22 protein-coding genes are annotated in these 19,373 nt (G+C 65.1%); 4 read left to right on the top strand and 18 right to left on the bottom strand.

The genetic code is table 11. The features are described from left to right. Positions 1-7 precede the first annotated feature (7 nt). From AB2B41_RS10270 to AB2B41_RS10235, 8 genes are read right to left on the bottom strand one after another with little or no spacing between them, the layout of a single operon-like run. Entirely contained in the window at positions 8-763 is a 756-nt protein-coding gene (locus tag AB2B41_RS10270; protein WP_367877693.1) for a LamB/YcsF family protein, read from the bottom strand. A gap of 1 nt (position 764) precedes the next feature. Then, the gene (locus AB2B41_RS10265; RefSeq protein WP_367877692.1) at positions 765-1,793 is read right to left on the bottom strand and encodes a 5-oxoprolinase subunit C family protein; all 1,029 of its coding nucleotides are present in this window, start codon (positions 1,791-1,793) and stop codon (positions 765-767) included. Further along, a complete protein-coding gene (locus AB2B41_RS10260) occupies positions 1,790-2,527 on the bottom strand; it encodes a 5-oxoprolinase subunit B family protein (RefSeq protein WP_367877691.1) in 738 nt (245 codons plus the stop codon). Before AB2B41_RS10260 ends, AB2B41_RS10265 begins: the two co-directional genes overlap by 4 nt. Then, positions 2,520-3,458: a hypothetical protein gene (locus AB2B41_RS10255; RefSeq protein ID WP_367877690.1), complete on the bottom strand. Its 939-nt coding sequence runs from the start codon at positions 3,456-3,458 to the stop codon at positions 2,520-2,522. Before AB2B41_RS10255 ends, AB2B41_RS10260 begins: the two co-directional genes overlap by 8 nt. Before the next feature lie 9 nt (positions 3,459-3,467). Next, complete coding sequence (locus AB2B41_RS10250; protein ID WP_367877689.1) at positions 3,468-4,778, bottom strand: TRAP transporter large permease; 1,311 nt, start codon at positions 4,776-4,778, stop codon at positions 3,468-3,470. Positions 4,779-4,782: 4 nt separating this feature from the next. Then, positions 4,783-5,307: a TRAP transporter small permease gene (locus AB2B41_RS10245; protein WP_367877688.1), complete on the bottom strand. Its 525-nt coding sequence runs from the start codon at positions 5,305-5,307 to the stop codon at positions 4,783-4,785. A gap of 56 nt (positions 5,308-5,363) precedes the next feature. Then, on the bottom strand, positions 5,364-6,353 hold the full coding sequence (locus AB2B41_RS10240) for a TRAP transporter substrate-binding protein (RefSeq protein ID WP_367877687.1): 990 nt from the start codon (positions 6,351-6,353) through the stop codon (positions 5,364-5,366). Between the two features lie 35 nt (positions 6,354-6,388). Further along, positions 6,389-7,627: an NAD(P)/FAD-dependent oxidoreductase gene (locus tag AB2B41_RS10235; RefSeq protein ID WP_367877686.1), complete on the bottom strand. Its 1,239-nt coding sequence runs from the start codon at positions 7,625-7,627 to the stop codon at positions 6,389-6,391. A 148-nt stretch (positions 7,628-7,775) separates the two neighbouring features. Here AB2B41_RS10235 and AB2B41_RS10230 point away from each other — a divergent pair, with 148 nt between their 5' ends. Then, positions 7,776-8,486, top strand: a complete 711-nt coding sequence (locus tag AB2B41_RS10230) for an aspartate/glutamate racemase family protein (protein WP_367877685.1) — start codon at positions 7,776-7,778, stop codon at positions 8,484-8,486. Positions 8,487-8,788: 302 nt separating this feature from the next. Here the strand turns inward: AB2B41_RS10230 and AB2B41_RS10225 are convergent, their stop codons facing one another. Genes AB2B41_RS10225 through mbfA form a run of 6 tightly spaced genes read right to left on the bottom strand, consistent with a single transcriptional unit; the run spans position 8,789 to position 13,579 of the window. After that, positions 8,789-9,706 carry an ornithine cyclodeaminase family protein gene (locus AB2B41_RS10225; protein ID WP_367877684.1) on the bottom strand — a complete coding sequence of 306 codons (918 nt, stop codon included), beginning with the start codon at positions 9,704-9,706 and terminating at the stop codon, positions 8,789-8,791. Next, complete coding sequence (locus AB2B41_RS10220; protein ID WP_367877683.1) at positions 9,703-10,323, bottom strand: HAD family hydrolase; 621 nt, start codon at positions 10,321-10,323, stop codon at positions 9,703-9,705. Before AB2B41_RS10220 ends, AB2B41_RS10225 begins: the two co-directional genes overlap by 4 nt. Further along, a complete protein-coding gene (locus tag AB2B41_RS10215; protein WP_367877682.1) occupies positions 10,320-10,778 on the bottom strand; it encodes a YaiI/YqxD family protein in 459 nt (152 codons plus the stop codon). The genes AB2B41_RS10220 and AB2B41_RS10215 overlap by 4 nt, the downstream gene beginning before the upstream one ends. Then, positions 10,775-11,608, bottom strand: coding sequence for an S-formylglutathione hydrolase (gene fghA / locus AB2B41_RS10210; RefSeq protein ID WP_367877681.1), 834 nt, complete (start codon positions 11,606-11,608; stop codon positions 10,775-10,777). The genes AB2B41_RS10215 and fghA overlap by 4 nt, the downstream gene beginning before the upstream one ends. Positions 11,609-11,635: 27 nt before the next feature. Then, on the bottom strand, positions 11,636-12,565 hold the full coding sequence (locus tag AB2B41_RS10205) for an AEC family transporter (protein WP_367877680.1): 930 nt from the start codon (positions 12,563-12,565) through the stop codon (positions 11,636-11,638). Positions 12,566-12,604: 39 nt separating this feature from the next. Then, positions 12,605-13,579, bottom strand: a complete 975-nt coding sequence (gene mbfA, locus AB2B41_RS10200; protein WP_367877679.1) for an iron exporter MbfA — start codon at positions 13,577-13,579, stop codon at positions 12,605-12,607. A 138-nt stretch (positions 13,580-13,717) separates the two neighbouring features. On the opposite strand from mbfA, the gene AB2B41_RS10195 reads away from it, so the two are divergent. Next, a complete protein-coding gene (locus tag AB2B41_RS10195) occupies positions 13,718-14,350 on the top strand; it encodes a TetR/AcrR family transcriptional regulator (protein ID WP_367877678.1) in 633 nt (210 codons plus the stop codon). Beyond that, positions 14,347-14,610 (top strand): I78 family peptidase inhibitor, encoded by a 264-nt coding sequence (locus AB2B41_RS10190; RefSeq protein WP_367877677.1) that lies wholly within the window; start codon positions 14,347-14,349, stop codon positions 14,608-14,610. Before AB2B41_RS10195 ends, AB2B41_RS10190 begins: the two co-directional genes overlap by 4 nt. Positions 14,611-14,861: 251 nt before the next feature. Here AB2B41_RS10190 and paaK read toward each other — a convergent pair whose 3' ends face one another. Then, positions 14,862-16,172 carry a phenylacetate--CoA ligase PaaK gene (paaK, locus tag AB2B41_RS10185; protein WP_367877676.1) on the bottom strand — a complete coding sequence of 437 codons (1,311 nt, stop codon included), beginning with the start codon at positions 16,170-16,172 and terminating at the stop codon, positions 14,862-14,864. Continuing rightward, on the bottom strand, positions 16,169-16,609 hold the full coding sequence (gene paaI, locus AB2B41_RS10180; protein ID WP_367877675.1) for a hydroxyphenylacetyl-CoA thioesterase PaaI: 441 nt from the start codon (positions 16,607-16,609) through the stop codon (positions 16,169-16,171). The genes paaK and paaI overlap by 4 nt, the downstream gene beginning before the upstream one ends. A 117-nt stretch (positions 16,610-16,726) precedes the next feature. Between paaI and AB2B41_RS10175 the strand changes: the two genes are divergently transcribed. Beyond that, a complete protein-coding gene (locus tag AB2B41_RS10175) occupies positions 16,727-17,074 on the top strand; it encodes a DUF2794 domain-containing protein (RefSeq protein ID WP_367877674.1) in 348 nt (115 codons plus the stop codon). A gap of 85 nt (positions 17,075-17,159) precedes the next feature. Here the strand turns inward: AB2B41_RS10175 and AB2B41_RS10170 are convergent, their stop codons facing one another. Together AB2B41_RS10170 and AB2B41_RS10165 are read right to left on the bottom strand one after the other, a co-directional pair. Continuing rightward, complete coding sequence (locus AB2B41_RS10170; RefSeq protein ID WP_367877673.1) at positions 17,160-17,948, bottom strand: C40 family peptidase; 789 nt, start codon at positions 17,946-17,948, stop codon at positions 17,160-17,162. Continuing rightward, on the bottom strand, positions 17,945-19,321 hold the full coding sequence (locus tag AB2B41_RS10165; RefSeq protein ID WP_367877672.1) for a leucyl aminopeptidase family protein: 1,377 nt from the start codon (positions 19,319-19,321) through the stop codon (positions 17,945-17,947). The genes AB2B41_RS10170 and AB2B41_RS10165 overlap by 4 nt, the downstream gene beginning before the upstream one ends. Positions 19,322-19,373: the final 52 nt, after the last annotated feature.

Raw genomic sequence — 19,373 nt, 5'->3', positions numbered from 1 at the left:
CCAGCCCTTAGAACTTGGCCAGCCCGATGCCCGCCGATTCCAGTTCCTTGCGGACCGACGCGGCGATCTGCACCGCTTCGGGTGTGTCGCCGTGCAGGCAGATGGTGTCGATGCGCGTCTCGATCCGCTTGCCGCTCTCGGTGATGATCGCGCCCGCCTTGACCATATCGACCATGCGCCTGCCGGCCAGCGCTGCGTCATGGATCACCGCGCCGGGCAGGGACCGGTCGACCAGCGTGGCGTCGTCGTTGTAGGCGCGGTCGGCGAATATCTCTCCGGCCCATGCGCAGCCAAGCTCCTTGACCGCCTCTTGCTGGGCGGTGGCGGCCAGCACCATGACGATCAGGTCCGGTGCCACGCTCAGCGCCGCCTCGTAGAGGGCGCGGGCCATGGCCGTGTCCTCCGAGGCCATGTTGGCCATCGCGCCGTGCAGTTTCAGATGCCGCACCTCGGCACCGACGCTGCGGGCCATGCCGACAGAGGCGGCGACTTGATAGCGCACCTGGTTCTGCAGAGTGGCTATCGGGACGTGCATCCGGTTGCGGCCAAATCCCGCGATGTCCATGAACCCGGGATGCGCGCCGATGCCGACGCCATTCTCATGGGCCAGCTTCATCGTTCTGGCCATCACGTCCGGATCGCCTGCGTGGCCGCCGCAGGCGATATTGGCCGAGGTCACGATTTTCAGCAGCGACGCATCATCGCCCATCTTCCAGGCGCCAAAGCTTTCACCCATGTCGGCATTCAGATCGACGGTTGGCATGTCATATCTCCTCTTCAAAGGGGTCGGCGGTGGCCGAGACGGCGCCGCCGACCAATTGGTAGCTGAGCAGGTCGCGGATGCGCGCCGGGTCGCGGACCAGCGGCGTGACCTTGCCCGGCAGCGCCTTCAGTTCGGCAAGGTGTCGGGCCTGTGCGGCGACGGCCTCTTCCATCTCGACGAATTCGAATTGCAGCGCCGCGCCCGCCTGTGCCTGCGCCACGCGCGGCAGATCGCAGGGCAGCACCGCACCGATCCGGGGATAGCCGCCGGTGGTCTGGCATTCGAACATCAGCACGTAGGGCGCGCCGTCGCCCGAGATTTGCACGTCGCCCGGCACGACGACCTCGGAAACGATGGAAAGCTGCTCCTCGGTGGCGAAACCGTCGCCGTCGAAATCCATCCGCACGCCCATGCGGTTCGCCCGGGCGTCGCGGCGGAAAGTCGTGCTGACAAAGCGCTGGATGGTTTCGGGCGTGAAGGCCCCTGTCTGCATGGAGGCCACGACGCGGATCTTGCCGCCGCCGAAGCGGTCGGGCTTGGGCAGGGTCATCGAGACCTCGCGGCCCTTGTCGGGGCCGACGGGCAGGGTGTCGCCCGTTTGCAAGAGACCGCCGATGCCTCCCGCGAGGTGGCTGCCACGCGCGCCCATCACGAGGGGCGTGTCAAAGCCGCCACCCACGTGCAGGTACCCGTAGCTGCCGTTGCGCGCGCCGCCGATGGTCAGCTTGGCCCCCGCGTGCAGCAAATGGCTGGCGTTCCAGATCACGACTTCCCCGTCGATCTTGGCGGTCATCTCGGCCCCCGTGAGGGCGATGCGGACATCCGTATCCGACACGAAGGTGCCGCCGCTGCCTGCCATCTCGATCGCCGCGCAATCGGGGCTTTGCCCCAGAAGAGCGGCGCCCTCAAACAATGCCACGCGGTCGGCAGCCCCGCCCACGGTCAGCCCCTCTGCGCGGTAGCCGGGGCGGCCCTGATCCTGCAGGCTCATCGCCGGGCCTGCCTGCTGGATGGTCAACCGCGCGCTCATGCCAGCACCTCCTGGGTGGCGCCGCCTAGACCGGAGGTGTCCTTGCGCCCGATCTCGTCGTATTCAGCGCGGCTGATCGCGGGGAAGGTCAGTTCGTCCCCCGGGGCGAGGGTGAAGGGCTCGGCCTCATTGGGGCGGAAGGTCTTGAAATGTGTCTGGCCGATGTGCCGCCAGCCGGTGGGCGTGTCGTTGGTGAAGACGATCAACTGCCGGATCGCGATGACCAGCGCGCCCGCGGGCACGGATTTCGTCAGGCCCTGCTGGCGGGGGATGTTCCATGTCTCGCTCAGCTCGCCCATGTAGGGCTGGCCGGGGGCGAAACCGATGGTCAGCACGCGCACGCGGGAGGTCGATATCTCCCTGATCGCCGCGTCTGGATCGACGCCTGCCACCTGCGCGGCCTCTTCCAACTGCGGGCCCAGATCGGTGCCGTAGACCGTGGGCACATGCCACAGCTTGCGGCCCGAGGGCAGCGGCGCGGAGAACCAGTCGCAGCTCTTCAGGAGCGCCTCAAGGCGGTCCTTCATCGCTTCGGCGGGTGTGGATGACAGGTCCACCTGCAGGAAGGTGGAGACCAGCGAGGTGCTGGTTTCGGTCACCTCGGGCCAGTCCTCGTTGTCCACCGCCGCGCGGAAGGCCAGGGCGGCGCGGTTCGCGGGTTCCGACATGGCCCCGGCGAAGGTGACGAGCACGCCCGACAGGCCGACGGTATTGATTCTGGGCCAGTCAGTCATGCGCAAGCGCCCATCTGTAGAGCTGTGGCAGCAGCATGGGGGTCAGATACATCGGCAGTTGCCAGCAGCCGATGAAGATCATGAGCGGGGCGATGACGTCGGGCGGCAGGGCCACCAGAAAGATCGCGATGTTGCGGTTGCCCGCACCGATGGCCAGGGGGCCCGCCATGGGGCGCAGGGACCCCTTGCGCAGGATCAGCAGGGCGAAGAGTTGCAAGAGATAGCTGATCGCGAAGGCGAGCGCCGTCCAGTGGAGCACGCCAAGGGGATCGCTGCGCAAGGCGGGGTTCAGGGCGGCCATGAGCCCCACGACGATGACCGAGAAGGCCAGCACCGACAGCCCGTCGAGCGCCTTGACCTGTCCTTCGGTCGGTTTTGGGAACAGCCAGGCGCGCAGGGCAAAGCCCAGGCCGGTGGCGAGGAAGATCACGATCAGCAGTTTCAGCGCTGCCATAATCACCTGCTGCGCCGGACCAAGCTGCGACAGCAGCGCCAGTACCGGCAGAACGGTCAGGGGAAAGGCGGCAGTGCCGAGGACCAGCATCTGCATCATCCGCCCGCCATCGAGCCGCATCATCAGGGCGAGGTTGACACTGCCCGTGATCGCGGGTGCCGAGGAGGCGAGCACGATGGCAAGGGCGGCTGGCGTATTTTCCAACCCGGCCAGCGTCAGCGCGCCAAGCAAGACGAGGGGCAGCAACATCTGCAGCACCGCCACGGCGACGATGCCCCAGCGCAGATCCCTTGTCGCGCCCAGCGCGGCGCGGTGGCCGATGCGCAGTGCCGTCACGGTGAGCAGCGCCGCCACCATCTGCGGGAGAAAGGGCATCAGCGTCGCGGCGACGGCGGGCAGGGCCACCCCGGCTGCGAGCCCGAGGATCAGGCAGAGCCGTGCGTGTGTCGATGCAAGCCAAAGGATGCGATTGATCATACATGCGTCTTAGCTCGGTCCGCTGCGCAAGTTGTCGGGCAGCCAGGTGGCGATCTCGGGGAACCAGATCAGGACAAAAACCATCAGCACCATGATCGCGAACATCGGCAGCGCGGCCTTGGTGATATAGCCCATCTCGTGATCCGTCATGCCTTGCAGCACGAACAGGTTGAAGCCGATGGGCGGCGTGATCTGCGCCATTTCGACGACGACAACCACGAAGATGCCGAACCAGATCAGGTCGATCCCCGCCTCGCGCACCATCGGCTCCACGATGGCCATGGTCAGCACGATGGCCGAAATCCCGTCAAGGAACATGCCGAGAATGATGTAGAAGACCAGCAGCATCATCAGAAGCTCGAAGCGGGCAAGCTCCATCGCTGCAATGCCGTCCGCCAGTGCGCGGGGCAGGCCGGTGAACCCCATCGACAGCTTGAGAAAGGCAGCACCCGCAAGGATCAGCGCGATCATCGCTGAGGTCCGCGTCGCCCCCATCAGGCTTTCGCGGAAGCTGGTCCAGTTCAGCGACCCCTGTACCAGCGCCAGCACCAGCGCGCCGATCACGCCGATGGCCGCGGCCTCGGTCGCCGTGGCAAGGCCCGCGTACATCGACCCGATCACCACCGTGATCAGCGCAAAGACCGGGATCAGAAAGCGCGAGTTGGAGAGTTTCTCGCCAAAGCTCATGCCCTTCTCGACCGTGGGATTCCAGGTCTTGGAGGTGACGCTGACAATCGCGACATAGGCCATGAAGAGGCCCGCCAGCACGAGGCCGGGGAAGACCCCCGCAAAGAATAGCTTGGTGATGCTTTCGTTTACCGTCACGCCGTAGACGATCAACGCCAGCGATGGCGGGATCATCAGCCCGAGCGTCGCCGCCCCCGCCAGCGTCCCGATCACCATGTTTTCCGGGTACTTGCGCGCCCGCAGTTCCGGGATCGACATCTTGCCCACGGTCGTCAGCGTCGCAGCGGAGGAACCCGAGACAGCTGCAAAGACGGTGCAGGCCACGATATTGGTATGCACCAACCCGCCGGGCAGCCGGGCAAGCCAGGGCGAGAGACCCTTGAACATGTCCTCGCTCAGCCGCGTGCGGTAGAGGATTTCGCCCATCCAGATGAAGAGCGGCAGGGCGGTGAGGGTCCAGCTTGAGGACGAGGCCCAAACGGTGGTGATCATCGTGTCACCCACGGGGCGCGTCGTGAACAGCTCCATCCCGACCCAGGCCACGCCCATCAGGGCAAGACCGACCCAGACACCGGTGCCCAGAAGCAGGAACAGGACGAAGAGAAAAAGGATGATCGCGTAAATCTCGGTCATGGCGTCACTCCCCGTGCGACTGGTCGACGAGGTCGCGCACGATGCGGTGCTCGCCCTTTATCACGACCTGGATGAGGTTGTCGGTCAGCGCGATGGCCATCAGGCCGCCGCCCAGCACCATTACGGATTGCGGAATCCAGAGGTGGATGGCGTCCTGTCCCTGGCTGACTTCCTTGAACTTCCACGACCAGTAGACAAACCAGTAGGCGTAATAGGTGAAATACCAGGCGATGGCGGCAGCCAGCGCGAAGCACCAGATTTCGAGCAGGCGTTTCGGGCCGGGTGGCACCGCGTTGAGCAGGATCGACACGCGGATATGCGCGCCACGTTTCAGCGCATTGGCAAAGGCGAGGAAAGAGGCTGCGGCCATGGCATAGCCCGCGTAGTTCGGGGCGCCGGGAAAGATCTCGCCTGTCCAGCGGGCGATCATCTGTGCCACGATCAGCGACAGGATCGCGATCAGGCAAAGCGCGGCGAGCACCCCGGCCAGGACGTAAAGAAAATCAAAGAACTTGCGAACGGCACCCATGCCAACCCCCCAGCCTGCAAACAAGGGCGGCCCCCGGGAGGGGCCGCCCGGACTTCTTACTGCATCGCCTTGAAGCCATCGACGATGGCCTTGCCGTCCTCGCCCGCCGCTTCAAGCCATTCGGTGGTCATGGTCGCGCCGATCTCGCGCAGTTCGCCCATCAGCTGATCGCCTGCGGGCTGTACGGTCATACCGCCGTCACGCAGGCCGTCCATGGTGAACTGGGTGTAGTCCTTGGAGGCTTGCAGGCCGCGCGCGGCGGCTTCCTCGGCGCAGGTGGTGATGGCGGCCTTGTTCGCGTCGGAGACACCGGCCCAGACATCGTTGTTCACCATGACGTAGTTGTAGGGCAGCCATGCATCGACCTCGTAGAAATGCGTCAGGCTTTCCCAGACCTTGCGGTCATAGCCGGTGGCGCCGGAAGAGATCATCGACTCGGCCACGCCGGTGGCGAAAGCCTGAGAGATTTCCGCCGCCTCGATCGTCACGGGCAGCATGCCGGTCAGCTCGGCCAGACGCGAGGTGGCGTTGTTGTAGGAGCGGAACTTGACGCCCTTCATGTCCTCGACGCTGTTCACTTCCTTCTTGAAGTAGAGACCCTGTGGCGGCCATGGCACGGCATAGAGCATGGTCAGGTTCTGCTCGGCCAGGACTTCTTCCAGCTTCGGTTTGGCCGCCTCGAACAGCTTGGAGCTGTCATCGAAGGACGGCGCAAGGAACGGCACGCTGTCGAAGCCGAAGATGGCGTTCTCGTTCTGATGGCCCGACAGCAGACGCTCGCCGATCTGGACCTGCCCGGTCTGGATCGCGCGCTTGATGTCCGCACCGGCAAAGAGCGAACCGCCCGGATGCACGGTGATGTCGATCTCGCCGCCGGTGCCTTCGCGCACGCAGTCGGCAAAGGCAACGCCGTTTTCGGAATGGAAGTTGGAGGCGGAATAGGCCATGGGCATATCCCACTTCTCGGCTGCCATGGCGGGCAGCGCGCCGGTCACGGCGATGGCAATTGCCGCCGCGCCTGCCATCAGTTTCTGTGTCGTTTTCATCTTCTTTTTTCTCCCGGTTGGTTGTTGTGCAGCGCTCAGGAAAAGCGCTGCGGGTGATAGGGGGCAAGGTCGGTGTTGACCTGCGCCCCGGTGATCAATCCGGCCACCAGACGGCCCGTTTTCGGCCCACCGGTCAGCCCGATGTGATGATGTCCGAAGGCCGTGTAGACCCCGGTCTGCCCGATCTGTCCGATCAGGGGGAGGCTATCGCTGGGGGCGGGCCTGTGCCCCAGCCATTCGATTTCATTGGTGGCGGTCATGTTCGGGAAGGCCTTGGCAGCCTGTCGGCGCAACAGCGAGAAAGGTGCCTTGGACGGACCTGCGTCCAGCCCGCCGAATTCCACGATACCGGCGCAGCGTACGCCCTGATCCATCGGTGTCGCGACGAACTTGCCCGAGGCGACCATGATCGGGCGCGACGGTCCGCCCGTCGCGTTCTCGAAGACGATGTGATAGCCGCGCTCGGTTTCCAGCGGGATGTTGAGCCCGAGCTTCTGCATCATTGGTTTCGACCAGACGCCGGTGGCCAGCACCACGCTGTCGCAGGCGATGCTGCCCTGGCTGGTCTGAACCGCGCGCAACTTGCCGCCCGAGAGGTCGAAGTCCTTGACCTCGGCCTCCATCAGCGTGCCGCCCATGTCCTCGAAAGCACGCGCGAGGGCCTGCACGTAGCCACCGGGGCTGCGGATGAAGCCGTGGTGCTTGAGGATTGCCATGCAACTGATGTCGGGACCGAGTGCGGGTTCGTATTCCCGCACCGCTGGCCCCTCGATGATCTCGGGGACAAAGCCCGCCGCGCGGCGGATGGCCCAGGTGTAGCTTTCGCTGTCAAAGACCGAGCGGTCACGGTAGGCGAAGCAATAATCGCTCTCGTTCACCCAGGACCCAAGGCCGAGGTCGTCGCAGAGGCTTTTGTGCTGCTCTACGCTATCGGTGACAATCGGGATAAGTCCCTGCGCAATACGCCTCGTGTCCGTGTCATTGGCATGCGCAAGGTACTTGCGCAGCCAGGGCAGCAGCCGAGGCAGGTAGCTCCAGCGCAGAAACAGCGGGTAGTCGCGGTCCATCAGCATGCCCGGTGCCTTGGCGATGAGGCCGGGACCGGTGACCGGGACCATGGCGCAGGATGCCAGAACGCCCGCGTTGCCGTGCGAGGTGCCGGTGCCGGGCTTGCCGCGGTCCACGATGGTCACCTCAACACCCGCCCGCCGCAGCCAGATGGCGGCCGAGACGCCGACGATACCTGCGCCGATCGCGACGACATGGCGGGTCATGGACGACTTCCTTCCCTGATTCCGATCACCTTGGGTGATTCTTCTCCGGCATCATTGCACGAATAACAAAAACATCAACGAAATGTTTATAAATTGTCATCGTAAGGAGTGGGGTTGCCTAAAGCTATTGCGGTGGCAATGATTTTGCATGGTGCATGAGGCAGGGAACACGAAGAAGGCGCGGTTGGGCATCCTGATGCTCGACACCCGTTTTCCACGGGTGCCGGGGGATGTGGGCAATGCCGCGACCTGGCCCTTTCCGGTGCGCTTCGGCGTTGTGGCGGGGGCCACGCCGCAGGCCATCGTCTGCGAGGACATCTCGCCTTTTGTTGATGCCTTCGTTGCGAAGGGAAAGGAGCTGGTCGCCGAGGGGTGTACCGGGATCGCCACGACCTGCGGCTTCCTTGCGCCGATCCGACCACGGCTGGCCGATGCGCTGGGCGTGCCCGTTGCCGCCTCGGCACTGGAGCAATTTGCCCAGATATCCGCGAACCTGCCGCCGGGGGCATGCGTCGGCATCTTGACCATCTCCAAGACCAGCCTGACGGCGCAGCATCTGGAGGCTGCTGGCGTGGCGCCGGACGCACCCATCGCGGGGATGGAGGGCACAGGCTTTGCGGATGCGATCCTGAACAACCGTGAGAGCCTTGACGTCCCGGCGGCGCGGGCCGAGATGGTGGCAGTGGCGGAAGGACTGGTGCGCGCGCATCCAGAGGTCGGCGCGGTCCTGCTCGAATGCACGAACATGCCGCCCTACGCACCGGACATTGCCCATGCAACGGGACGGCCGGTGTTCTCGATCGTGAGCTATCTCAGGTGGTTTCAGGTGGGTCTTCTGCCCCCGCGGTTCGGCGACTGACCGTCGCGGCGGTGCTCATCGGCGAAGCCTCTTCGCGGTGACGCGCTGGGGGCACGGGGTTTGGGGTGGCTGGCGTTCAGGCTTCAGGCTCACCATCCCGGAGGGGCCGGACCCACCTTCGCTTGATCCCGTTCATGGCAGAAGGCCATCCGCTTCCCAAGAGAATTAGCCGTCTCCCGGCAGAGCCGGTTCCCTCGGCGAATTCTTTTGGCAACCGGCTGTCCTCCCGCTCTCACGTGCTCAAGCGAAGGCGGCTCCAGCCCGGAGGACGAGGTGTCTGCCGTGGGCCGGTGGTAGGGTTTTCAGCCGTTCCTCCAGCGGTCGAGGATGTAGAGCGCGGTCATCAGGTCGAGGTGTGCGCCGCCGCCGTTCTTGAAGAGGGTGATCTCGGTATCGCCTGCGCGGGTGAAGCGGTCGAGCGCGTAGTAATCGGCAATCAGGTGGTCGCGCGGGATCGTGCCAGCCTTGAGGGGGATGTCGATTTCGCCGATGTGGCCCACGGTCGTGTCGAAACTGTCGACGAAGACACGGGCGCGCAGCAGCGCGGTGTCGTCCACCTCGCGCATGTCTGGCCGGTAGGCGCCGATCAGGTCGATGTGCTGGCCGGGGCGCAGCCAGTCGCCCCGGATCAATGGGTCGGTGGACATGGTGGCGCAGGTGACGATGTCGGCTGCGCGGACGGCGTTTTCCAGATCGTCGGCGATCTGCAGTCCGGGGATTTCATCGGCCATCGCCTCGGCGTTGGCGCGGGTGCGGTTCCAGAGGGTGAAGCGGGCGTCGGGGAAGGCGGCGGAATATGCGGCATGGAGGGCGCGGCCCTGGTTGCCCGCGCCGACGATAAGGATATCTCGGCTGTCGGGCCGGGCCAGGCGACGGGCCGCCAGGAGGCTGTCGCCGGCGGTCTTCCACTTGGTGACGAGGTGGAAGTCGACGATGGCCGAGAGCGTGCCGTCCGCATCGTCGTATAGGTTGAGGCCGCCGTTGATCATCGGTGCGCCTTTCGAGGGATTGCCGGGAAAAACGGTGGCGGACTTCACCGCGATGCCCAGTCCGTCGATCCAGGCGGCGCGGCTCAGGAGCGTGTCGTCGCCCCGGTAGAGGAAAGTGTCGCCGATTTCGGCTTTCGGCAGATCGTGGCCCGCGGCGAGCGCGTCCGTGAGGCCGATCCAGTCGAGCAGAGCCTCACCTTCGGCAAAGGGGATCATGGGGATATCGGTCATTCTGCCTCGCTTTCCGTCAGGAGACCGGCGGAAACGAGGCGCGCCGCCCAGCCTTCGGGTCCGGTGAAGTGGTGGGTCTGCCAGCCGCGTTGCGCGGCGGCGGCGATGTTGTCGGGCCGGTCATCGGTAAAGAGGAGCGACGGGCCGGACAGGCCGCTGCCGTCTTCGAGTGTCGCGTAGATGGCAGGGTCCGGTTTGATCGCGCCGATGTGGCCCGAGATGAAGTCGCGGTCGAATTGTTTCAGGAAAGGATAGCGGGTCTCGGCGAGCGCATAGGTTTCCCGTCCGAAGTTGGTGAGCGAGAAGACAGGGATACCCCGGCGTTGCAGTGCGGCCATCAGGCGGACGGAACGGGGCACCTCGGGGCTGGCCATGTCGAGCCAGCGGTCGTGCCAGAGCAGGATTTCCGCGTGCCATCCCGGGGTGGCGGCGGCGGTCTCTTGAATGACATCGCGGAAGGGTTCGCCCCGGTCCACACGGTCGTTCATGGCGTGGAGATCCACGGCGGCAAACATGGCGCGGCGGCGCGCCTCGCCGATGACACTGTCGAAAAAGCGCTCGGGCTGCCATTCTATCAGCACGTTGCCGATGTCGAAGACGACGGCCTGGGGCGTCATGGCCGGACCTTTGCCGCTGCGCGCAACGCGCGTTCCAGTGCGTCGAGAAAGCGGGAGCGGTCGGCCTTGGTAAAGCCCTTGCCGCCGCCCTGGCGGAACGGGTCGGCTGCGCGCAGGTCTGCCATCAGGTCGCGGGTGGCGAGGACGTTGCCGATGTTGGCCTGGGTCAGCGCCTCGCCGTTGTGTTTGAGGACCTGCGCACCGGCCTCGACGCATTTCGCGGCCAGGGGAATGTCGCCCGTGATCACCACGTCGCCGGGGCCTGCGCGCTCCGCGATCCACATGTCGGCGACATCGGGGCCGTCGGGGACGATGACGGTCTCGACCAGCGGGTTCTGCGAGGGGCGCAGCCCGCCGTTGGAGACCACGTACATCCGGACGCGGTGGCGGGTGGCCACGCGTTCGGCCTCTGCTTTGACCGGGCAGGCGTCGGCATCGATGTAGAGCGCGGTCATCCGGCGTAGAGCGCTTCGGCGTGGAAGGCCACGTGGTCCTCCATGAAGGTGGAGACGAAGAAGTAGCTGTGATCGTAGCCCGGTTGCATGCGGAAGGTCGCTTGCTGACGGCGGGCGGCGATGGCTTCGGCGAGGGCTTCGGGTTTCAGCAGGTCGAGGAACTGGTCGGAGGCGCCCTGGTCGATGAGGATGGGGCCGTCGAAGCCTTTTTCGCGCATCAGCAGGGTGGCGTCGTGGGCTGTCCATTTGCTTTCGTCGTCGCCGAGGTAGGCAGAGAGTTGCTTGCGGCCCCAGTCGCTTTGCGTCGGGTGCGCGATGGGGGCGAAGGCGGAGACGGAGAGGAAGCGTTCGGGCAGGGTCATCGCGAGGGTCAGCGCGCCGTGGCCGCCCATGGAATGGCCGGTAATGCCCTGGCGTTCCTCGTCGATGGCGAAATTGGCGGTGAGGATGCGCGGCAGTTCCTCGGAGATATAGTCCCACATCTGGAAATGCTGCTTCCACGGGTCCTGCGTGGCGTTCACGTAGAAGCCCGCGCCTTTGCCGAGGTCATAGGCTTCGTCATCGGCCACGTCGTCGCCGCGCGGGGAGGTGTCTGGGAAGACGAGCGCGATGCCGTGCTCGGCCGCCCAGCCCTGTGCGCCCGCCTTGGTCATGGCGTTCTCATGCGTGCAGGTCAGGCCGGAGAGATACCAGAGCACCGGGACGGGGCCGTCCTTGGCCTCTTCGGGCAGGAACAGGCCAAAGGTCATCTCGCAGCTGCAGGCGTCGGAGGCGTGGGCGTAGACTCCCTGGGTGCCGCCGAAGCAGGCGTTCTCGGAAATTGTTTTCATCATCTGGTCCTTTCCATTTCGGGCCGTTCAGAAGGCAGAGACCCAGCCGACCACGAGGCTGACGCTGACGATGCTGATCGCGGTCGACATCAGGATCGCGGTGGAGACGCGGGCCGGGGCAACGCCGTAGTGCTGTGCCAGCATGTAGACATTCCCGGCGACGGGCAAGGCGGCGGCGGCGATGACCACGCCTGCCTTGAAAGGATCGACGACAAAAAGGAAGAGCGCAGCGAAGCCAACGAAGAGAGGATGCAGCACCAGTTTGCAGAAGGTAAGCCAGCCCGCGATGGGCAGGCGGTCGGGCTGGGTGAGGGCCAGCGATGCACCGATGGCGAAGAGCGCGCCGGGCGTGGCGGCGCCGCCGAGGATGGCGAGGAATTCGTTCATCGGTGCGGGGATGGGGATGGCGAGGCTGGACCAGAGGAAGCCCAGCGTGATGGCGACAATCATCGGGTTCTTGAGAAGGCCCAGTGCGATAGAGAGGAAGATGCGCAGGGAGGGCTGGCCGTCGCGGGCAACGGTGATCAGGATCACGATCAGGCTGGAGAAGACGATGAGGTCGGTGGAAAGGGCGAGGATGATGGGGCCGATGGCCTCTGGCCCGAGCAGCAGGGTCAGCATTGGGACGCCGAGAAAGCCCGCATTGCCGATCACGGCGCATTGCGCCTCGACCGCCGTGGTCTGCACGTCGAGGCCGCGCAGGAAGCCGACGAGGGTGGCGATGCCGTAGACGAAGGCGGTGCCCCAGAGGTAGGCTACGACGAGCCGGGTGTCCCAGACCTCGGCCAGCGACAGGTTTGCGGAAAAGCGGAAGAGCATCGCGGAGAGGGCGAAGTAGAAGACGAACTTGGTGAGATAGGCGGTGGCTTCGGCGCTGAAGAAACGCGACCGGCCCGCCCAGTAGCCAAGGCCGATCAGCGCAAAGAAAGGCAGCGTTTTCAGAAAGATCGGCAGCATGGGACAGGATTAGCCAGTCCCATGCGCCGGGGCAAGCCGCTATCCCGATCCGATCAGCACGCCCGCCGCAAAGACGAGCGCGCCGCCCAGCACCACTTGCAGCGTGGCGCGGAAGAAGGGGGTGTCCATGTACTTGTTCTGGATCCAGGCGATGGCCCAGAGTTCCACGAAGACGACGATGATGGCGGTGATCGTCGCGGTCCAGAAATCCGGGATCAGGTAGGGCAGGGCGTGGCCCAGACCGCCGACGGTGGTCATGATGCCCGAGGCGAAGCCGCGTTTCACCGGGGAGCCCCGGCCGGAGAGTTCGCCATCATCGGAGGCGGCTTCGGTGAAGCCCATGGAGATGCCCGCGCCCACGGAGGCGGCGAGGCCCACGAGGAAGGTGGTCCATGTGTCCTGCGTGGCAAAGGCGGTGGCGAAGATGGGTGCGAGGGTCGAAACGGAGCCGTCCATCAGGCCGGCAAGACCGGGCTGAACCCAGGTCAGGATGAACTGACGGTGCGCGCGGCTATCTTCCTCCGCCTGCGCGTCGCCGTCAAGGTGGGTTGCTGCGAGGTCGTCGGCGGTGCTTTGGTGGCCCGCCTCGGCGGCGGCGAGGTCGCCCAGAAGTTTGCGGGTCTCTGCGTCTGAGGTCCTGGCGGCGGCGGCGAGGTAGAAGCGTTCGGCATCCGCCTCCATCGCGGCGGCCTCGGCGCGGATGCGGTCGAGGCCGAGGTTCTCGATCAGCCAGACGGGGCGGCGGGCATAGTAGCCCGAGACATGTTCGCGCCGGATCAGGGGAATAGTTTCACCAAAGCGCTTCTGGTGCAGGTCGATGAGGCGCTTGCGGTGCTGGTCCTCTTCTGCGGCCATGCCGTCGAAGACAGCAGCACTCTTGGGAAATTCCGCGCGCAGGCGTTCAGCGTACATGCGATAAATCTGCGCGTCGTCCTCTTCGGACGAGATCGCAAGTGCCAGCACCTCTTGTTCGTTCAGGTCGCGGAACCGCTTTCTGTTGAGTGAAAATCGCATTGCTCACCTCTAGTTACTTAGAACGATTCTAAGCATTGGATTGCGGTATCGCAACCGGCATCCTGTTGCGTCAGTGTAATAATGTCTTGGAACTGAACGAAACGGTTTATATCCTGCTTGACGAATGTTGGAGCCTCTATGACCGCCACCGCCCAGAAGATCCGCAAGGGCCGCAAGTATGACCAGGTGCTGGAAGGCGCGCGGCAGGTGTTCATGGTCGATGGCTTCGAGGGGGCGAGCGTGGATGACATCGCGCGGGCGGCGGCGGTGTCCAAGGCGACGCTCTACAGCTATTTCCCCGACAAACGACTTTTGTTCATGGAGGTGGCCAACGCTGAATGCGCCCGGCAAAGCCAGGAAGCGCTAGACAGCATCGACATGGCTGCCCCGCCGCGCGAGGTTCTGTCCCAGGCGGGCCATCATTTCCTGCGCTTCATCACCTCGACCTTCGGGCAGCAGATTTTTCGGATTTGCGTGGCCGAGAGCGACCGTTTTCCCGAGATCGGGCAGCGTTTCTATGCGTCGGGTCCCGCGGTGATGCGGGCCGAGATGGCTCAGTATTTCAGCGAAGCTGTCGCGCGGGGGGAGCTGCAAATCGACGACTACGTGCTGGCCGCCGACCAGTTCGGCGAGTTGTGCAAGGCCGATATCTGGACGCGGCTGATCTTCGGGGTGAGCAAGAACGTCAGCGATGCCGAGATCGACAGGGTGGTCGAGGGTGCGGTCGAGATGTTCATGGCGCGATATGGTGTCGAGGACGCGTGCAAATGAGGTTTTTGATGATTCTGGGCGTGCTGGCATTGGCCGGGTGTGGCGGGCCGCGGGTGCTGCCGCTGACACCGGGGCCCGATACCTGCAACGCGGCGGCGTACCAGTACCTGCTGGGTCAGCCGCGCGCGGCGGCGGATGTTCTGCCGCAGCCGAAGCGGATCTATCACATCACCGATGCCATCACGATGGATCACCAACCGGAGCGGCTGAACGCGGTACTGGACGACAGCGGGACGATTGGGGCGATCACCTGCGGGTGAGGCGCCTCTTCGTGCCCCTTGCGGGACCTCATCGGCTGGGTTGGCCCATTGTTATCGTGTCTGCGCGGGATTTCTGATGGTGTCATGTGCGCGCAGATAACATGCTTCGCGCAGGCTGTGAGCGGGTATGAGTTGTATTTGAAAGATGAAGCTTGGGTGGTGCGCTGTCCCCCGTCTTCATCTTTCCAATACAACTCCTGCACCACGCCCGCACCAGATGCTACGAAAGGATGGCGCGCGTCCGATGCGCTTCAGGTCTTGGGGCGTTTGTCGACGATGCGTACCGCCTTGCCTTCGGAACGGGCGACACCGCCGACGTCATGAACCTCGACCTTCACGCTGATCCCAACCGTCTGCTTGATCCGGGCCGAGAGCGCTTTGGCGGCGCCTTCTCTCACGTCGACCGTGACGCTTGCGTCGGCGCATTCGCAGAGGACGCGCATCTGGTCCATGCGGTCCGGGCGCGAAAGCTCGATCTGGAAATGCGGGGCGAGGCCTTCGGTCGCCATCAGGGCTTCCTCGATCTGGGTGGGGAAGACGTTGACGCCGCGCAGGATGATCATGTCGTCGGAGCGACCGGTGACCTTTTCCATGCGGCGCATGGTGCGGGCGGTGCCCGGCAAGAGGCGGGTGAGGTCGCGGGTGCGGTAGCGGATGATGGGGAAGGCTTCCTTGGTGAGCGAGGTGAAGACCAGCTCGCCCTGTTCGCCTTCGGCGACGGGCTCGCCCGTCTCAGGATTGATGATCTCGGGGTAGAAGTGATCTTCCCAGATGTGGAGGCCGTCTTTCGATTCCACGCATTCCATGGACACGCCGGGGCCCATGACTTCGGAAAGGCCGTAGATGTCAACGGCGTGCATGTCGAAGGCTTGCTCGATCTCCTGCCGCATGGCGTTGGTCCAGGGTTCGGCGCCGAAGATGCCAACCTCGAGAGAACTGTCGCGCGGGTCGAGACCCTGCTTGGCGAATTCGTCGAGGATGGAGAGCGCGTAGGAGGGGGTGACGGTGATGCCCTTGGGTTTGAAATCCTCGATCAGACGCACCTGCCGGGGGGTCATGCCGCCGGAGATCGGGTAGGTGGTGAGCCCGAGTTCGTCCGCGCCGAGATGGATGCCGAGACCGCCAGTGAAGAGACCGTAGCCGTAGGCGTTGTGGAGCATGTCGCCGGGGCGCAGACCGGCGGCGCGCAGGCTGCGGGCGACGACGGTGGCCCAGTTCTGGAGGTCCGTTTTGGTATAGCCCACCACGGTGGGCTGGCCGGTAGTGCCCGAGGAGGCATGGATGCGGGCGACCTTTTCGCGGGGCACGGCGAACATCTTGAAGGGATAGTTGTCGCGCAGGTCGGTCTTAACCGTGAAGGGGAACTTCGCGAGGTCGGAGAGGTTCTGCAGGTCGTCCGGGTGTACGCCTGCGGCGTCGAAGCTTTGCCTGTAGAAGGGCACGTTTTCGTAGGCGTGGCGCAGGGACCATTTCATGCGCTCAAGCTGAAGCGCCGCGATCTCGTCCCGGCTGGCGATCTCGATGGGGTCGAGGTTGTCCTTGGGCGGTGTGAGATCCTTCATGTGGCGGTGTCCTCTTCTGGAAAATGCTGTCCCTTGATCGTCCGCGACAGACCCCGGAAGAGGGCAATCGTGCGGCCGTCTTCGCCAGTCACCGTGACATCATAGACGCCCGAACGGCCCGTGCGGGAGACCTCTTGCGCGGACGCCGTCAGCACCTCGCCCCCCTTGCCGGGGGAAAGATACGTGATCTGGTTCTGCTGCGCGACGGTGTTCTGGTTGTAGGTGTTGCAGGCAAAGGCAAAGGCGCTGTCGGCCAGGGCGAAGATGAAGCCGCCGTGGCAGATATGATGCCCGTTCAGCATATCGTCCCTGACGGACATGGTCAGAACGGCCCTTCCCGGAGCCACACTCTGGACCGCCATGCCGAGCCCGGGCGAGGCCCGGTCGGCGGCGAACATCACCTCTGCGCATCTGCGCGCGCGCTCGTCCGGTGTCATGGCCTCTGGCTTTCATGTTTCATAAATCGGGACGTTTACACTATCTTGTAACGCTTTCAATACGCATCATGCGCATCCACACTTGATTTGCGCGTGCAAGGGCGCAACTGTGAGGCCATGACGATGCACATCCCTCCGTCCGTCACACCCTTCGAGCGCCCGCCCGAGCAGGTGGCGTTCCACCGCACCGAGCTTTCGGTGATCCTGTCGCTTTACGGCCGCATGGTGGCGGCGGGCGAATGGCGGGACTACGGTATATCGTGCCTGCGGGAAGTCGCGGTGTTCTCGGTCTTTCGCCGCACGGCGGAAATGCCGCTGTACCGCATCGAGAAGCGCCCCAAGCTACGCAGCAAGCAGGGGATGTACGCGGTGATCGGCACCAACGGACAGGTCTTGCGCCGAGGGCATGAGTTGAAAGCGGTTCTGCGGGTGCTGGAGAGAAAGCTCATTCGGGCTGTCGAGTAGCGGGTACTACGCCGGGAAGCGGTCTCTGCCCCCCCCCTCTTATCGAGGCAATCGGCGACTGCCGGGCAATGGGCGGGCAATTGATCTAGCCAGAAAGCGAGGCAATGCGACGGTGGGCTGAGATTGGGCCGTCACCGCTGGCCTGGATGCGGTCGATGGCGTCGACAATGGGTTCATAGCAGGTTGACATCGTATGCGCGTTTGCGTGGATCAGCGTGTCAGCGTCGGTGACGAGGGCCACGTGGCCTTTCCAGAAGAGCAGGTCGTTACGGCGGTAGGGACCGGTGGCGTTCTGGCCGAGGCTCGCCTGCAGATCACTGTCGCCGGGGCAGGGGATGCCGCAGGTGAGCAGCGCGGCCTGGACAAGGCCCGAACAGTCGATGCCCCAGCGGGAATTGCCGCCCCAGAGATAGGGCGTGCCGAGGTAAAGCGCGGCGATGGCAGCGGGGTCGGCGGCGAGCTCGGTGACGGGGGTAAGGTGGACGCTCGGGATGTAGCCGAGTGATGTGCGCGCGAAGGTGCCTAGGGTTTCCGAAACCGTGATGCGACTGCCGTGGCTGAGGCCGAGGCGGTCGGGTGACTTGATGTCGGGGCGCGCATAGGCGTGGGTGGCGGGGGCGCTGACGCGGTGGGTCGGTGCAGCCAAGGGGCCAAGGTCGCCGCTGCGGATATGGCCGCAGTAGCCGTCCTTTTCCGCCTGGATGTAGGACCAGCCGTCTGCCTCCGAGAAGACCGTGACCGCGTCACCGTAGAGGAACTGACGGTCACGCGGGCCCTCGGGTGTGCGGCAGAGATCGGTCAGCGGAACGGCGATCTGTGCCGGGTCGCGGCGGACGACACGCGCCGGGTCCGGTGTGAGGCGGGGGTCGCTCACAGTTTCAGCAGCGGTCCGAGGGCGGCGTAGAGCGCGCGCGTGCCCTGGCCCACGCCACCTTTGGGTCGGGCGGGGGCATCCGTGGGCTGCCAGCCGTAGATGTCGAAATGCGCATAGGCGCTCTCCGTCACGAAGCGGCGCAGGAAGAGCGCGGCGGTGATCGACCCTGCAAACCCGCCCTTGGGCGCGTTGTCGAGGTCGGCGATGCCCGGTTCGATCATCGCCTCGTAAGGGTCGTGGAAGGGCATGCGCCAGACCGGATCGGCCTGCGCCGCTGCCGCCTTTTCCAGCGCGGCGACGAATGCGTCGTCGTCGCTGTAGTAGGGCGCAAGGTCCGGGCCGACGGCCACGCGCGCGGCACCGGTGAGCGTGGCCATGGAGATGATCTGATCGGGCTTGTCTTCGTCCGCGAGCGCCAGCGCATCGGCCAGCACCAGCCGCCCCTCGGCGTCGGTGTTATTGATCTCGACCGTCAGTCCCTTGCGCGAGATCAGGATGTCCTGCGGGCGGAAGGCATTGCCGGATACCGCGTTCTCGACCGCCGGGATCAGCACCCGCAAGCGCAGCTTGAGCCCGGTCGCCATGATCATATTGGCAAGGCCCAGCACGGCGGCGGCCCCGCCCATGTCCTTCTTCATCAGGCCCATGGAGGCCGCGGGCTTGAGGTTGAGCCCGCCCGTGTCGAAGCAGACGCCCTTGCCAACAAGCGTCAGTTTTGGCCCGCTGTCGCCCCAGCGCAGGTCGATGAGGCGTGGCGCGCGGTTGGCGGCGCGGCCCACGGTGTGGATCATCGGCAGGTTCTGGTCGAGCAGCGCGTCGCCGGTGATCACCTCGATGGCAGCACCGTGTTCCTTGGCCAGATCGCGGGCAGCTTTCTCGAGGTCCGGCGGCCCCATGTCCGATGCGGGTGTGTTGATCAGGTCACGGGTCAGCACCTCGCCCGCCGCAATCGCCTCGATCCGGGCCGCGTCGATCCCGTCCGGCGCCACAAGGCCTGCGACCAGCGGGGTCTGCTTGCGGTAGCGGTCGAAGCGGTAGCCTGCGAGCAGCCATCCCAGCGCCTCGCTTTCCAGACCGTCGACCGGCTGTGCCAGCCGGTAGCTTCCCTTGGGCAGTTTGGGCGCGGCGGCAGCGAGGTGGAAGCGCGCACGTTTGCGGCTGGCGGCGGTGCCATGGCCGACGGCGGCCAGTGCCGGGCGCCCGTTTGCGTCTGGTACCGCGACCGACTGACCGAGGGCACCGGTGAAACCCAAGGCGGTGATCCAGCTGCGCGCGGTTTCGGACTGCTCCGCGAGCCAGTCGGCGAGACGATCTTCGGCGACCACGTGCAGGGGGATGGCATCTTCGGAAGCGGGGGCGAAGGCAGGGGGCATGAGATGACCTGATAGGCTGGGAAAACTGCCCGCAGCCTAGCGGTTTCGCCGG

It is taken from the genome of Sulfitobacter sediminis (genome assembly GCF_040811725.1).
In the GTDB taxonomy this organism is placed as follows: Bacteria; Pseudomonadota; Alphaproteobacteria; order Rhodobacterales; family Rhodobacteraceae; genus Sulfitobacter; species Sulfitobacter sediminis.
This window is presented reverse-complemented; position numbering and strand designations above follow the sequence as displayed.